Here is a 13,800-nt window from a genome sequence, read left to right as displayed (position 1 = left end):
CAACCCCTCGAAAGTTTTGAACTTTCGAGGGGTTATATTAGAGTTTCGAGAGGTTATAAAGGCATAAAATCGCATAAACGAATGAAAATCAGGACCAAAATAGCCCTTCAATTTACGGTAATTATTGCCGCCATTTTGGCCACATTTTCGGTGTCGTTTTATTACGTGGCGGAGCAAAATCGTAAAGACGAGTTCTACAAAAACTTGTGCGACCGCGCCCTAACGCGGGCCGACTTGCTGGTGAAAATCGCGGCGAACAACAAGAAAATCCTGAAAATTCTCGACAAAGAAACCTTGTCGAAACTCTACGGCGAGAAGGTGTTGATGTTTAACGACGAAGACAAAATCGTGTATGCCAGCTACGACCCCGACAGCGCCGAAAATTATTATTACAATGCCGATTTATTAAAATCTGTTCGGAAAAAGAAATACGTCGAAACCGCCAATGGGAAACTGTTGGTGGCAGGTTTGATGTACACCCACCCCGAAAAAGGAGAATTGGTACTGATGACTTCGGCCGAGGATGAACTGGGAAATACCCAGCTTCAACGCCTGCGAGACTCGTTGATTTATAGCTTTTTGTTCGGTATTCTCATCACGATTGTGTTGGGCTTTATTTTTGCGGGACAGTCGCTAAAACCCTTGTCGGATATGAACCGCGAGATTAGCACCATCACGGCTTATAACTTGCGAAAACAGTTGAATGAAGGCAATCGCCAAGACGAATTGGCGCAATTGGCCATCAATTTCAACCAAATGCTTCAGCGTTTGGAACAATCTTTCGATTTTCAACGGAGTTTTGTGTCCAATGCTTCCCACGAACTTCGTACACCACTTGCGGGCTTAAAATCCGAAATTCAAATAGCGCTGGAAAAAGAACGTACGCCCGAGGAGTATCAAAAAGTCTTGGACTCGCTTCTGAACGATGCGCAACGGCTGATTCAGTTGACTAACAGTCTGTTACAGCTGGCGCAATCGGAAAAAAAAGAAGAACGTACGATGAGCTTTCAGTCCATTCGTTTGGATGAGCTGGTGTTTCAAACCCAAGAAGAACTTCAAAGCCTCCGCACCGACTACCAGATTCACATTGATTTTGAAGATATTCCCGAAAATGAGCAGGACATTACCGTCCTTGGAAATGCACCTTTGCTCAAAACGGTACTTAATAATTTGATGGACAATGCCTGCAAATATTCGCCAGACAAACGCGCCGATGTAAAAATCGGCTTTGACGAACAAAATTGCTACATTCGAGTCACCGACCGAGGAATTGGCATCCCTGAAAACGAAACCCAGCGGATTTTTGAACCACTTTATCGTGCCAAAAACGCTACTACTTTTCGAGGATACGGCATTGGGTTGTCGGTATGCCGTAGGATTGTGGACATGCACCGCGGTACCATAAAAGTAACGAGCCAACTGGATGTAGGAAGCACGTTTGAAGTAGTACTCCCGCATATTTAATCGTTTTTAAGCCTTAACCGCCGCTATTTTATGGAAACATCCGATACTGTCCTTTTCAAATCCGAGTTTAACAAACTGGTAAAGCCTTACATGATGCTTTATGTGGCCTCTATCATGTTGGCCACTGTTTTCGGGATTGTACTTATCCCGTTTTGGTTTTTAGGAATAGGCCAGTGGTGGGCCCAGCACTATTATGATAAACTAGAGTGTGAACTTACCGAAACGGTTATTCGCTTTAAAAAGGGGATTCTTGTTCAAGTCGAAAAAACCATCCCGTTGGAAAATATTCAAGATGTAACCTTTGTAGAAGGGCCACTTTTACGGTATTTTCATCTTTGTATTTTAAAATTTGAAACCGCAGGTCAGAGCGCAGGCCAAGCCCACGATATGCAGCTGATTGGAATCGTGAATGCCCAAGAATTACGGAGCTTAATTTTACGCCAGCGAGAAAAAAGAATCATGGCCAAAAATGCGCCCTCGGCTGCTACTTCATCCAATGACAATGCCGAATTATTACGAGAGATTAGGGATATTTTGACGGAAATCAAGGCAGAATTAAAGAAACCCCAAGTTTCGTAAAGATTAGAAAAAAACGTTGTTTTGCTTTTGGAGGCAGCACCTTATAATCTACAACTACTTATGTTTCGTCGCGATTTTGTAAAAACTGCTGTCTCGGCTTCGGCAGCTACGCTAGTGAGCGGTGTAGCCACGGCTAATACTACGACTCCTAAAGCAAAAAATAATTTTAAATTGGCCTATGCCCCTCACTTTGGCATGTTTCAAAACAGTGCGGGTAAAGACCTTATCGACCAACTTAAGTTCATGGCCGACAATGGCTTCACGGCCTTGGAAGACAACGGTATGATGGGACGCCCAGTGGAAATACAAACCAAAATCGGCGAAACATTGGCGAAGTTGGGAATGACCATGGGCGTGTTTGTGGTGGACAAAGGAGGAAATTCTCAGAATACCCTCGCGGCGGGCAAACAAGCACACATTGATATTTTCTTGGATGGCTGTAAGCGCGCCGTAGAAACCGCCAAACGCTGCAATGCCAAGTGGATGACGGTCGTACCGGGCGATTTTGAACGTAACCTTCCGATTGGAATTCAAACGGGACACGTAATTGATGCGCTTCGCCGAGGGGCAGATATTTTGGCTCCTCACGGTTTGACGATGGTGTTGGAACCCTTGAGCGATAGTCCCAATTTGTTTTTGCAAACCTCTGACCAAACCTACGAAATTTGCCGTGGGGTGAATAGTCCCGCGTGCAAGATTTTGTTTGATATTTATCACATGCAGAAAACCGAAGGGCACATCATTCCGCACATCGACTGGTGCTGGTCCGAAATCGGGTATTTCCAAATCGGTGATAACCCAGGACGTAAAGAACCAACGACGGGCGAAATCAACTATAAAAACGTGTTCAAACATATTTACACCAAAATGAAGGCCAACAATCAAAACTTCATTTTTGGAATGGAACACGGAAACTCCAAGCCAGGCAAAGAAGGCGAAGAGGCACTCATTAAAGCCTACCTAGAGTCGGATAGCTTTACGGTGTAAAAAAGTACGTCGGGGTAGTATAAAAACTCATCGGGGTACCAAAAAACTCATCGGGGTACCAAAAAAGTGCGTCGGGGTACTCATACCCCGACGTATTCATTTAAAAACAAAACCCACTATTGGTGTTGAAAGCATTTCTCAAAACGGTGATTGGCCCCGCAGGCCGCAAACAACTAAGAGCATTACAAGCCTCGGCGCAAGCCGCAGTATATGGATTAGGCAATGACGTCGAGTGCCCCATTTGTGGAAGTACGTATAGCCAATTTTTGCCTTTCAACCGCCCCAATGCCCTTTGTTATACCTGTAAGTCGCTCGAACGCCACCGTTTGGTGTATTTGTATTTGAAAAATAAGACCGATTTTTTTACGGGGAAAAAACGAATTCTGCACTTTGCCCCCGAAAAATGCCTGCACGACCAAATCCGTAAGCACCCCCAACTTCAGTACGAAACAGCCGATTTGATGACGACCTACATCGACGCCATCGGGGTGTTGCCCGATCACGTTATGTCGGTGACGGATATTCAATTTCCCGATAACACGTTCGACGTCGTGATTTGTAACCACGTCTTTGAACTTGTGCCTGACGATGCCCAAGGAATGCGCGAGATTTATCGGGTTCTCAAACCCGAAGGCTACGCCATTATTCAAGGCGCGGTGAATAATTCGATGGAAAAAACGGTAGAAACGCAGCACCTGACGCCCGAAGAACGGAAACGCATCGCGGGTGCTCACCAGCACGTTCGCCGTTATGGCCGCGACTATGCCGACCGCCTTGCCGCCGCAGGTTTTAGGGTAGAAGTAAGTGCTTACGTGCAAGAAATCGACTGGAAACGCTACGGACTTATGGCGGATGAGAACGTGTATGTGTGTTGGAAAAAATGATTTGCGTGTCTTGAAGCGAGGTTTTGAGAAACCTCAGTGGTGGTTTTGAGAAACCACCAGCACCACTTGAGAAACCACCAGCACGCCCGTGACGTCGGTTTCTCAAAACCGACGCGACGCTTCAAAACCGACGCGACGCTTGTGGAGAAACCCACGCCATACAGGAGGTAGCAGGACGGGAGGCTGAGAGCAATGAGGTATTTTTGGACTCAACCTTTGTTATTTCTTAATCCTGCCTTTCATCGTGACGCTACGAACCCATCTACTTTTGGTCGTTTTTGGTTGGGGAATTTGCCTTTCTACCTTGGCCCAACCTGCTCAATTGGCCAACTACAACGTTGTTTGGAAGACTCCCAGTAAAAACTCATCCGAATCCATGCCTTGTGGTGGGGGAGATGTCGGCTTGAATGTGTGGGTCGAAGACGGCGACGTTCTTTTTTACCTTTCCCAAAGTGGTACGTTCGACGAAAACAACGCCATGCTCAAACTGGGGCGGGTACGCCTTCGTTTGTCTCCTAATCCGTTTACAGGCCCTGATTTTAAGCAAGAACTGCGGCTTCAAGACGGCGGTGTGTATATAAGTGGCGGTAAAACGCGCTTGCACTTGTGGGTGGACGTGTTTCGTTCGGTGGTGCACGCGGAGTTGCAAAGTGACAAAGCCGTCAATATCAAAGCCGCGTACGAATCGTGGCGGTACGAAGACCGTTTGGTGCAAGGAACGGCCATTCGCGAAAACTCCTACAAAACACCCCAGAAATTTGACCTAAAAACGTACAAAGACGAAATCGCTTTTCGTGGCAACGAACTGTGGTTTTACCACCGAAACCGCGACGATGTACCCACTCTTTTTGATTTTACGGTGCAGCTTGAAGGGATGGAATCGGTGAAATCAAAACTGTATAACCCCATCAAAAACAATACGTTTGGGGGAGCGGTGCGTTCCCGCACTATGCGGCCTGCGGGCATTACCACGGGTAAATACCTTGATACTGATTTTAAGGCGTGGAACCTAGAAACCCCGCGTCCCGTTCGTACCGAACACCTAGAAGTAGTGCTGAACACAGCACCCACCTCCACCCTCGCTGAATGGGAAAGTACGGTAGTCCGCCGACAGCAAGAAGTTACCCGAACCCAACAAACAGCCTTGGCGCAGACCCGTGCTTGGTGGAAACAGTTTTGGGAACGAAGCTACATTTTTATTGAGGGAAAAGACAGCACTATTTCGCGCAATTACCACCTTTTTCGCTACCAACTGGGCTGCAATGCCTTTGGGCAATGGCCTACGAAATTTAACGGTGGGTTATTCACATTTGACCCACAATTTGTGGATAAAAAATACAATCACACGCCCGATTTTCGCTTGTGGGGTGGAGGAACTATGACTGCCCAAAACCAGCGATTGGTGTATTTTCCGATGCTCAAAAGCGGCGATTTTGAGTTGATGAAACCCCAATTTTACTTTTACTTGCGTTCGCAGACCAATGCCGAGCTGCGTTCAAAAGTGTATTGGAACCACAATGGGGCGTGTTTTACGGAGCAAATCGAAAATTTTGGTTTGCCCAATCCCTTTGAGTACGGCTACAAGCGCCCCGAAGGTTACGATGCAGGAATGGAATACAACGCGTGGCTCGAATACCAATGGGATACGGTGTTTGAGTTTTGTTTGATGATGCTCGAAACAGAGCGTTATGAAGGACGGAATATTCAAACGTACGTGCCTTTTATCGAAAGCTGCCTGACGTTTTTTGATGAACATTACCAAGGGCTCGCTAAGCAACGCGGCACCAAGGCATTCGATGAAAAAGGTCAGTATGTGTTTTACCCAAGCTCGGCTTGTGAAACGTACAAAATGACCTACAATTCGACCACGGTGATTTCGGCTTTGAAGGTGATTTTGACGCGTATGCTTGAGCTTCCCGATTATTATTTGCCCACTTCCCAACGCCAAAAGTGGACGACTATGCTGGAACGTTTGCCTCCCTTGCCTTTGCAGGAAATCGACGGATATAAAACCCTGGCCCCCGCCGTGGCGTGGATGCGGGTACAAAACTCCGAAGCGCCGCAGTTGTATCCCGTGTTTCCGTGGGGGCTGTATGGGGTCGGAAAGCCTGAGTTGGAAGTTGCCCAAAATACCTATCGCTACGACCCGCACGTTCAGAAATATAAAAGTCACGTGGGCTGGCGTCAGCACAACATTTTTGCGGCGCGACTTGGGTTAGTAGAAGAGGCCGCTGAACTTACTCGAAACAAATTTAAAGATGCCGACTTACGTTTCCCAACCTTTTGGGGGCCAGGGTTTGACTGGACGCCCGACCATAATTGGGGTGGTTCGGCTATGATTGGGCTGCAAGAAATGCTGTTGCAAACCGACGGTCGAAAAATAGTTTTGCTGCCAGCATGGCCCAAAGACTGGAATGCCACGTTTAAGTTACACGCACCCTACCAAACGACGATTGAAGGCCGTATCAAAAATGGGGTGATGGAAGACCTAAAAGTGACCCCCGCATCGCGCTTGTCGGATGTAATTGTGTCGAAATAAATAGTAAAAAAAACAGGCTTTGTGCCTTCTGTTACCTATAATCCCTTGCATCGAATGAAACCACTACAACACACGACGAGTAGCCGTCGAGATTTCTTAAAATTAGGCGCAGGAGCCGTTGGAAGCATCCTTGCATCAAGTTCTTTGGCAGAGGCGGCACTTTGGGCGGAAGAAAGCCGCAAACTTTCGCTGCCGTTGGGTATTTGTACGTCCTACGACAAAGCGGCGCTGCTCAAAAGCATTGGTTATTCGTACGTTGAAGAAAACGTGGGTCGTTTCTTGATTCCTGACAAAGGGGGCGACGAACAATACGCCAAAAACGTCGAAGCACTCAAAACGACGGGTGTACCGTTGCGTTCGTATGTGTCGTTTATTCCAGGAAGTATCAAATCAGTAGGGCCTAACGCCAACCACGAAGCTTTGTTGGAAAGAGCTGATTTGGCATTTAAACGTGCCAAAGAATGTGGTACACCTTACGTCGTGTTTGGAAGTAGTGCATCGCGCACCATTCCCGAAGGTTTTGACCGCGCCAAGGCCAAAGAACAACATACGGAAGTGAGCAAAAAAATGGCACTTTTGGCCGAAAAACACGGGATTACGGTGGCTTTAGAACCCCTCAACCGTAGCGAAACCAATTTTATTAACAGCTTGGCTGAAGGAGTTGAAATCATCGAAGCCGTCAATCACCCTCGTTTTCGGTTGTTATGCGATATTTACCACATGCTCAAAGACAACGAAGGCCCCGAGCAAATTGTCAAATATGGCAAATACATCGTACACTGCCACATTGCTGAAAAACAAAACCGTACGGCTCCTGGGGTTGTAGGCGATGATTTTAGAGAATATTTCAAGGCATTGAAAAAAATCAAATACCGTGGCGGATTGTCGATTGAGGGCCGTTGGACCAATTTTGATAGCGAAGCCAAAAAAGCCTTTGAAGTACTGACGCAGCAACTGTCAGAAGTATAAAATGATGCTAAAGTTACGATTTTTGAGTCTGTTTTTTGTGCTGAGTACGGGTCTAGGCTGGGCGCAAAAGGCACTTCCAAATCCGCTTATTTTGGCGAATGGGAAACGTGTGCAAAATGCCAAACAGTGGCACAAGGAGCGGCGTCCTGAACTACTTCGGATGTTTACCTCAGAAATGTACGGGCAAGCCCCACCGCGTCCCAAAGAAATGCAGTTTGAGGTGTTTGATGTGGACAAGAATGCCTTGAATGGCAAAGCTACTCGCAAGCAAATTGCGGTCTATTTTAATGGAAAAGCCGATGGCCCACGGATGGATTTGTTGATGTACATTCCCAATCATCTTCAGCGACCTGCTCCTGCCATTTTGGGATTGAATTTTTGGGGGAACCACGCCGTTCACCCCGACCCCGCCATTCGAATCACAACGAGTTGGATGGAATCGGGTAAAGGAAATCCATATGTAAAGCTATCGTGCGTCACCGACCACCGCGCTACCGAAGCGTGTCGGGGTGTGAATGCCGCTCAGTGGCCGCTTGATACGATCATTGCGCGGGGCTACGCCCTCATCACGGCTTATCGCGAGGACATTGCTTCTGACGACCCTAAAACGGGCTTTCAGAAGGGGATTCACCCCATTTATCCCGACTATCAAGGCCGAACTGACAACTTTGGGACAATTGCGGCCTGGGCTTGGGCACTGAGCCGCGCCATGGATTATGTCGTGACCGACAAAGCGATTGATGCCAAGCGGGTGGCGGTGTTTGGTTGGTCGCGTTTGGGAAAAGCGGCGCTTTGGGCAGGAGCTACCGACGAGCGTTTTGCGATGGTTATAAGCAACGAATCGGGTGCGGGAGGAGCCAAGTTATTCCACCGTGGCGTGGGCGAAAACATCCGTCGGCTTTGTACGGTTTTTCCGCACTGGTACGCTGCTAGTTTTAAGAAATACATGGACAGAGATACCCTGCTGCCCTTCGACCAGCACCAAGTGATTTCGCTGGTTGCGCCGCGACCTGTGTATATTGCCAGTGCCGTGGACGACAAAGGTGCAGACCCGCAAGGAGAATTTGCGGCCGCCAAAGCTGCTGAATCCGTGTACTTGTTTTTGGGGAAAACAGGACTTCCTGCCCAAACCATCCCCCCACTGAACCAGTCGGTGCAAGGGCAAATCGGCTATCATATTCGCGAGGGAGGGCACGATGTCACCTTGTATGATTGGAAACAATACCTGAACTTTGCTGATAAACATTTCAACTAGTTGTATAAACCCGATGACACCTTTCAAAAAAATCGCACTTTTTCTCGTTATTGGTTTGTGGAGTACGTCTGTATGGGCCGAAAAAATAGATACGGTAGAAACGTATAGCCCTTCGATGAAAAAAAACATCAAAGCGGTAGTACTCACACCCGACTCGTACGATGGCTCCAAGGAGTTTCCTGTCGTTTATCTGTTGCATGGTTACAGCGGCAACTATGCCGATTGGATAAAAAAAGCCCCCGTCATGCAGCGTATGGCAGATGTATATCAAACGATTATTGTGTGTCCCGACGGCGCGTTTTCGAGCTGGTACTGGGATAGCCCCGTTGACCCAACAATGCGTTACGAAACGTATGTTTCTAGCGAGTTGGTTTCTTGGATTGATGGCCGTTACAAAACCATCAAAAGCCGCGAAGGACGCGGAATCACGGGCTTGAGCATGGGCGGACACGGTGCGCTTTATTTGGCGTTTAAACACCAAGACGTGTTTGGAACGGCAGGGAGTATGAGCGGAGGCGTGGATATTCGTCCGTTTCCTAACAACTGGGACATGGCCAAGCGTTTGGGTAAATACGCCGAAGCTCCCGAGCTTTGGGAGAAAAATACGGTTATCAATTTGTTACATTTACTCACCCCCAACTCGCTGGCGCTGATTATTGATTGCGGCAGCGATGACTTCTTTTACCGCGTCAACAACAACCTGCACGACAAATTGCTGGAACGCAATATTCCGCACGATTATATCTCTCGTCCAGGGGGGCACAATTGGCCTTATTGGAACAACGCCATTGGCTACCAATTGCTTTTTATGAGAAACTTTTTTGACAAACCAAAAAGCAAGTAGGACGTCGAACAGGTGGGGAAGAATATCAAGCATTTTGTAAGAGATAGCTGGCTGACAGCCTCGTACTACACGGGGCTGAGCCACCTCTACCAAGCCTTAGCGGGGCGAAAACGTGGGATTATTTCGTACCACAACGTTCTTCCTGTGAGTGCCTTGCCCGCGTTTGATACGTACAATGTGGACGTGACCGCAGCCATCTTCGACAAACAACTTCATTTCTTAAAAAAACACTTTCTAGTACAGCCCATTCAGGAATTAGAAAACCCAAACGCCAAGGGTATTTTCATTACCTTCGACGATGGGATGCGCAACAATTCCGAGGTGTTGGCGCCTATTTTAGCAAAGCACGACATTTCGGCGCTGTTTGCGATTTGTCCCGCCATGATTGACCGAGACTTGCCTTACATCTGGCGCGACCATTTGTTTGTACTTTTGCACCAAGCCATTTCGCAAGACGTTTGGCTCCCCCTCAACGACTATCAAACGCCGTTCCTAGTTCCAGAAACACCCGCGGGAATTAATGCCCTGACACGACAGCTTAAACAGCACGTTTACCAACATCAATTGGCGGATATTTATGGCCTTGTGCGTGAAATTTGCCAAAAAAATGGGTGGGCGTATGAAGTGCCTTCGCCCGACGGGCTTCGGTACGATTTTATGACTTGGCCTCAGATTCGGGCATTGGTAGCGAAAGGGCACAGGGTCGCATCCCATACGCAAACCCACCGAGTGCTACGTTTTTTGGGACAAGAAGAAAAAAAAATGGAATTGGAAGTGTCTAAACAACGCCTCGAAACCGAACTGAAGCAAGAGGTATCGCTCTTCGTTTATCCTTATGGAAGTAGGGCCGAAATCGACCAAGCTACCGTACAGGCTGTGCAAGAGGCAGGGTATCGGATGGCTTTGATGAACGTTCAGCAGCCTAGCCTTTCCCCCGTTATGTTATCCCAACCGCGTTTTGCCTTTCCGCCGATGGCCGATTCGGCACATCTACACGCCATTGTTTCGGGCTATAAATTTTTGTTTCGGTAGTCAAATCTTTCTTTATCTTTGGCTACGGGGGAGGAAATAAGCTATTTTTATTCGATTTCGATACCTTCTTCCTGCATAAGTTGAGCAAGGTTGAGGACACAATCGTCTAAAACGGGGATGTTGGTATCAAACGGAACCATGACCCATGTTTCTGTTTTTGAAAATACAAAAATGATTTTGGTTTGGGTCGAAACCCAAATCACCTTTTCGGTGCCGAACTCAAGCATTTTTTGCGCTTTTTCAATGATATAGCTAAATTTTTCATCGTGGTCGTCGGGGTCAATATCTATTTTGATGTCTATTTCTACTACCACTTTGGGAGCTACCTCAAAATAACGGTTGTTTAGCGTCAGCCCTTCTTTTTCAAAAATAGCGATGTCATTAGCGAGATTGGTGTTTTTACTGATATGAATCCCAATCTCGTTGGTAGCTACGAAATACTTTTTTCGATTAATATGGCTGTTAATAAACCAAACCATAATACTAACCAAAATGCCTTGTAATGAACTACAACCCATAATTTCAGCCGTTTTTTTCTTTTTTTCTAGTACGTCCCTGTAGCCTTTGTACGGCAATACTTTCCCATTCAAGGTTTCATAAACCAAGTAGGAAGGGATTTTTTCAAGTTTTCGTTTACGACGCGGTACTTTCTGAGTAGTAGTCATAACATAATCAGTTTTAAACAAATATAAGCCCTAAACATCTACAATGCAAACGACTTCATCTCGTTCAGGACTCGCTAAACTCTTCACCAATCTGACCTTTTGGGTTTTGACGGCCATCACAATTGGCATCTTATTAGGGCATTTTCGACCCGATTTGGCGTTGATGAAAGTATTGGATGAACCCATCAAAGGCAAATTCTTAGGTCAAGAACTTGAAATTGGGGCCACTTTTAGCGAAATGTTGGGCAAAACGTTCATTAGCGTGGTCAAACTCTTCATTAACCCCATTATTTTCCTCACCATCACATTGGGAATAATTTCGATGGGCGATTTAAAGAAGGTCGGAAAAGTGGGTGCCAAAGCGTTGTTGTACTTTGAGGTCGTAACGACCGTAGCGCTGATTATTGGGATAATCGTGGCCAATGTCATCCGTCCAGGCGATGGTGTGGTGACGGATAGCATCAAAGGAGGCGATATTTCTAAATACACCAAAAGCGCTGGTGCGTTCAGCTGGTGGAAGTTTTTTATGGATAATTCTACGCTCCAAGTTCTTGCTGTGGCGATTGTGCTTGGGGCGGTGCTAAGTAACTATTCGGGACGGCAAAAGGTAATCGATTTTCTCGCGCCTATTTCCAAAGTAATTTTTAAAGCACTGCACCGCGTCATGATGCTTGCGCCGATTGGAGCGTTTGGCGGAATGGCATTTACCATTGGAAAATACGGTATTCAAACGCTGTTACCTCTTGCAAAACTGATGGTGACGGTTTATACCACCATGGGAATCTTTGTCTGCGTGGTGCTGTGGTACATCCTCAGGACGGCCAAGGTGGACTTGTTTAAGTTTTTGCGCTACATCCGCGAAGAGCTTTTGATTGTACTGGGTACTTCGTCGTCGGAGGCGGCTTTGCCTTCTTTGATGGAAAAACTAGAAAAAATGGGCTGCTCCAAGTCGGTGGTGGGGTTGGTCGTCCCTGCGGGGTATTCTTTTAACCTCGACGGAACGACGATTTACCTTTCGATGGCCGTTATTTTCTTGGCGCAAGTGTTTAACGTGCACTTGGATTTGACCCAAATGCTAACCATTATCGGTATTTTGATGGTAACGTCCAAAGGAGCGGCGGGTGTAACGGGCAGCGGCTTCATCGTATTGGCATCGACACTGACGGCACTCAAGGCCATTCCCGTAGAAGGGTTGGCGTTGTTGTTGGGCGTTGACCGTTTTATGTCCGAAGCCCGAGCCATTACCAACTTCATCGGAAATGCCGTGGCGACGGTGTGGTTGGCCAACCACGAAAAAGAATTTGACCGTCAGAAAATGCACTACGCGTTTGGAAACGTCGAACAGTTTGAAGACATCAAAACCGATAACCTCGATTAAGCTTCCCGAATCATAATCGTGTGGGGAATCCCGTCTTCGAGGTAATCTTCGCCCGTTGATTTGAAACCAAACGATTCATAAAACGTTAACAAATACTGTTGGGCGCCAATCTTGATGGGTTGGTGCCCAAATAATTTTTCACATTGCTCAATAGAATACGTCATCAACTGCCTTCCTGCTCCTTGTCCGCGCACTTTGTTGGAAGTAGCTACCCGCCCAATCGACGTAAAGCCTTCAAAAGATAGGTTTAAGTCAAACAAACGAGTATAAGCTACCAATGCCCCGTCGTTGTCGTAACCAAGGCAATGCCAAGCGTAAAAGTCCTTTCCGTCGGCATCGTGAAAAGGGCAATTTTGTTCCACAATAAATACATCAATGCGAAGTGCAAGCAAGTCGTACAATTGGCGTAAACTGAGCTGGTCGAAGGGAAGGCACTGAAAGGTGATGGCGGCCATAATTTTCGGGAGGTTTGCTATCTTTGACAAAGGACAATGATTTGGCAAAATTGGAACAATTTCTAAATTTTCACACACATAATTCGTCAGAACTTCCCGCTGAACGAAGTATTTTAACTATTCTCGGGCAAGATATGGCTACGTACGGCTTTGACCCCGACCGTTGGGTATCGGTCGGCATTCATCCTTGGTATGTTGATGTTGAAACATGGCAAATCCAGTTGGTAGAATTAGAAGGACGGGTAGCTCAAGAGGAAGTAAAAATGATAGGAGAATGTGGCCTTGATCGTTTGATTCCACTTTCGTTAGAAATACAGCTCCAGGTGTTTGAAGCACAAGTTCAAGTAGCCGAGCGGGCACAAAAACCCGTCGTAATTCACTGTGTACGGGCTTTCAATGAATTGTTGCAATGGCATAAAAACCGACGAACGCAAGTGCCTTTGATTATTCATGGATTTAATACCCAACCGCAAATAGCGCGGCAATTGCTCCAAAAAGGATTTTATCTATCGTTGGGAACGGCATTGCTTCGGGAGAACTCTAACGCCACAAAAGTGCTTCAAGAAATGCCCATCGAACGGCTTTTTCTCGAAAACGACGACCGCGATGTTCCCATTGAGGAGGTCTATCAAGCAGCTTCTGTGTATTTGCAGTGTACTACAGGACACCTACAAAACCAAATTTGGACTAACTTTGCAGCACTGTTTTCGCAGAAATAGCCTAGCGGGCTCTTTTATTTATTTAAGATA

The 13,800-nt window shown here is 46.8% G+C and carries 13 protein-coding genes; 11 read left to right on the top strand and 2 right to left on the bottom strand.

The window, feature by feature from the left end; all coding sequences use genetic code 11:
- Window positions 1–81: 81 nt before the first annotated feature.
- The 9 genes from FHS57_RS22575 to FHS57_RS22535 all read left to right on the top strand — a co-directional run bounded on the left by FHS57_RS22575 (window position 82) and on the right by FHS57_RS22535 (window position 10,553).
- On the top strand, window positions 82–1,464 hold the full coding sequence (locus FHS57_RS22575; protein ID WP_183977625.1) for a sensor histidine kinase: 1,383 nt from the start codon (window positions 82–84) through the stop codon (window positions 1,462–1,464).
- 30 nt (window positions 1,465–1,494) lie between these two features.
- Window positions 1,495–2,043 carry a PH domain-containing protein gene (locus FHS57_RS22570; RefSeq protein ID WP_183977623.1) on the top strand — a complete coding sequence of 183 codons (549 nt, stop codon included), beginning with the start codon at window positions 1,495–1,497 and terminating at the stop codon, window positions 2,041–2,043.
- Between the two features lie 60 nt (window positions 2,044–2,103).
- Window positions 2,104–3,030, top strand: coding sequence for a hydroxypyruvate isomerase family protein (locus FHS57_RS22565; protein WP_183977620.1), 927 nt, complete (start codon window positions 2,104–2,106; stop codon window positions 3,028–3,030).
- A 125-nt stretch (window positions 3,031–3,155) separates the two neighbouring features.
- Complete coding sequence (locus FHS57_RS22560) at window positions 3,156–3,914, top strand: class I SAM-dependent methyltransferase (RefSeq protein WP_221225700.1); 759 nt, start codon at window positions 3,156–3,158, stop codon at window positions 3,912–3,914.
- Window positions 3,915–4,158: 244 nt separating this feature from the next.
- On the top strand, window positions 4,159–6,453 hold the full coding sequence (locus FHS57_RS22555) for a DUF5703 domain-containing protein (RefSeq protein ID WP_183977616.1): 2,295 nt from the start codon (window positions 4,159–4,161) through the stop codon (window positions 6,451–6,453).
- A gap of 54 nt (window positions 6,454–6,507) precedes the next feature.
- The gene (locus FHS57_RS22550; protein ID WP_183977614.1) at window positions 6,508–7,422 is read left to right on the top strand and encodes a sugar phosphate isomerase/epimerase family protein; all 915 of its coding nucleotides are present in this window, start codon (window positions 6,508–6,510) and stop codon (window positions 7,420–7,422) included.
- Between the two features lies 1 nt (window position 7,423).
- A complete protein-coding gene (locus tag FHS57_RS22545) occupies window positions 7,424–8,677 on the top strand; it encodes an alpha/beta hydrolase family protein (protein WP_229601424.1) in 1,254 nt (417 codons plus the stop codon).
- Window positions 8,678–8,690: 13 nt separating this feature from the next.
- The gene (locus tag FHS57_RS22540) at window positions 8,691–9,521 is read left to right on the top strand and encodes an alpha/beta hydrolase (protein ID WP_183977612.1); all 831 of its coding nucleotides are present in this window, start codon (window positions 8,691–8,693) and stop codon (window positions 9,519–9,521) included.
- A gap of 12 nt (window positions 9,522–9,533) precedes the next feature.
- Complete coding sequence (locus FHS57_RS22535; RefSeq protein WP_183977610.1) at window positions 9,534–10,553, top strand: polysaccharide deacetylase family protein; 1,020 nt, start codon at window positions 9,534–9,536, stop codon at window positions 10,551–10,553.
- Between the two features lie 47 nt (window positions 10,554–10,600).
- On the opposite strand, the gene FHS57_RS22530 is transcribed toward FHS57_RS22535, so the two are convergent.
- The gene (locus FHS57_RS22530) at window positions 10,601–11,218 is read right to left on the bottom strand and encodes a Uma2 family endonuclease (RefSeq protein WP_183977608.1); all 618 of its coding nucleotides are present in this window, start codon (window positions 11,216–11,218) and stop codon (window positions 10,601–10,603) included.
- A gap of 43 nt (window positions 11,219–11,261) precedes the next feature.
- Here FHS57_RS22530 and FHS57_RS22525 point away from each other — a divergent pair, with 43 nt between their 5' ends.
- Window positions 11,262–12,596 (top strand): cation:dicarboxylate symporter family transporter, encoded by a 1,335-nt coding sequence (locus FHS57_RS22525; protein WP_183977606.1) that lies wholly within the window; start codon window positions 11,262–11,264, stop codon window positions 12,594–12,596.
- On the opposite strand, the gene FHS57_RS22520 is transcribed toward FHS57_RS22525, so the two are convergent.
- Entirely contained in the window at window positions 12,593–13,051 is a 459-nt protein-coding gene (locus FHS57_RS22520; RefSeq protein ID WP_183977604.1) for a GNAT family N-acetyltransferase, read from the bottom strand. The genes FHS57_RS22525 and FHS57_RS22520 overlap by 4 nt on opposite strands.
- A 50-nt stretch (window positions 13,052–13,101) precedes the next feature.
- Between FHS57_RS22520 and FHS57_RS22515 the strand changes: the two genes are divergently transcribed.
- The gene (locus tag FHS57_RS22515) at window positions 13,102–13,770 is read left to right on the top strand and encodes a TatD family hydrolase (RefSeq protein WP_183977602.1); all 669 of its coding nucleotides are present in this window, start codon (window positions 13,102–13,104) and stop codon (window positions 13,768–13,770) included.
- The last annotated feature ends 30 nt before the right edge of the window (window positions 13,771–13,800 follow it).

The organism is Runella defluvii (assembly GCF_014195535.1).
Lineage (GTDB): Bacteria > Bacteroidota > Bacteroidia > Cytophagales > Spirosomataceae > Runella > Runella defluvii.
Note: the sequence above shows the minus strand (reverse complement) of the source record. Positions and strands in the feature narration are given on the sequence as shown.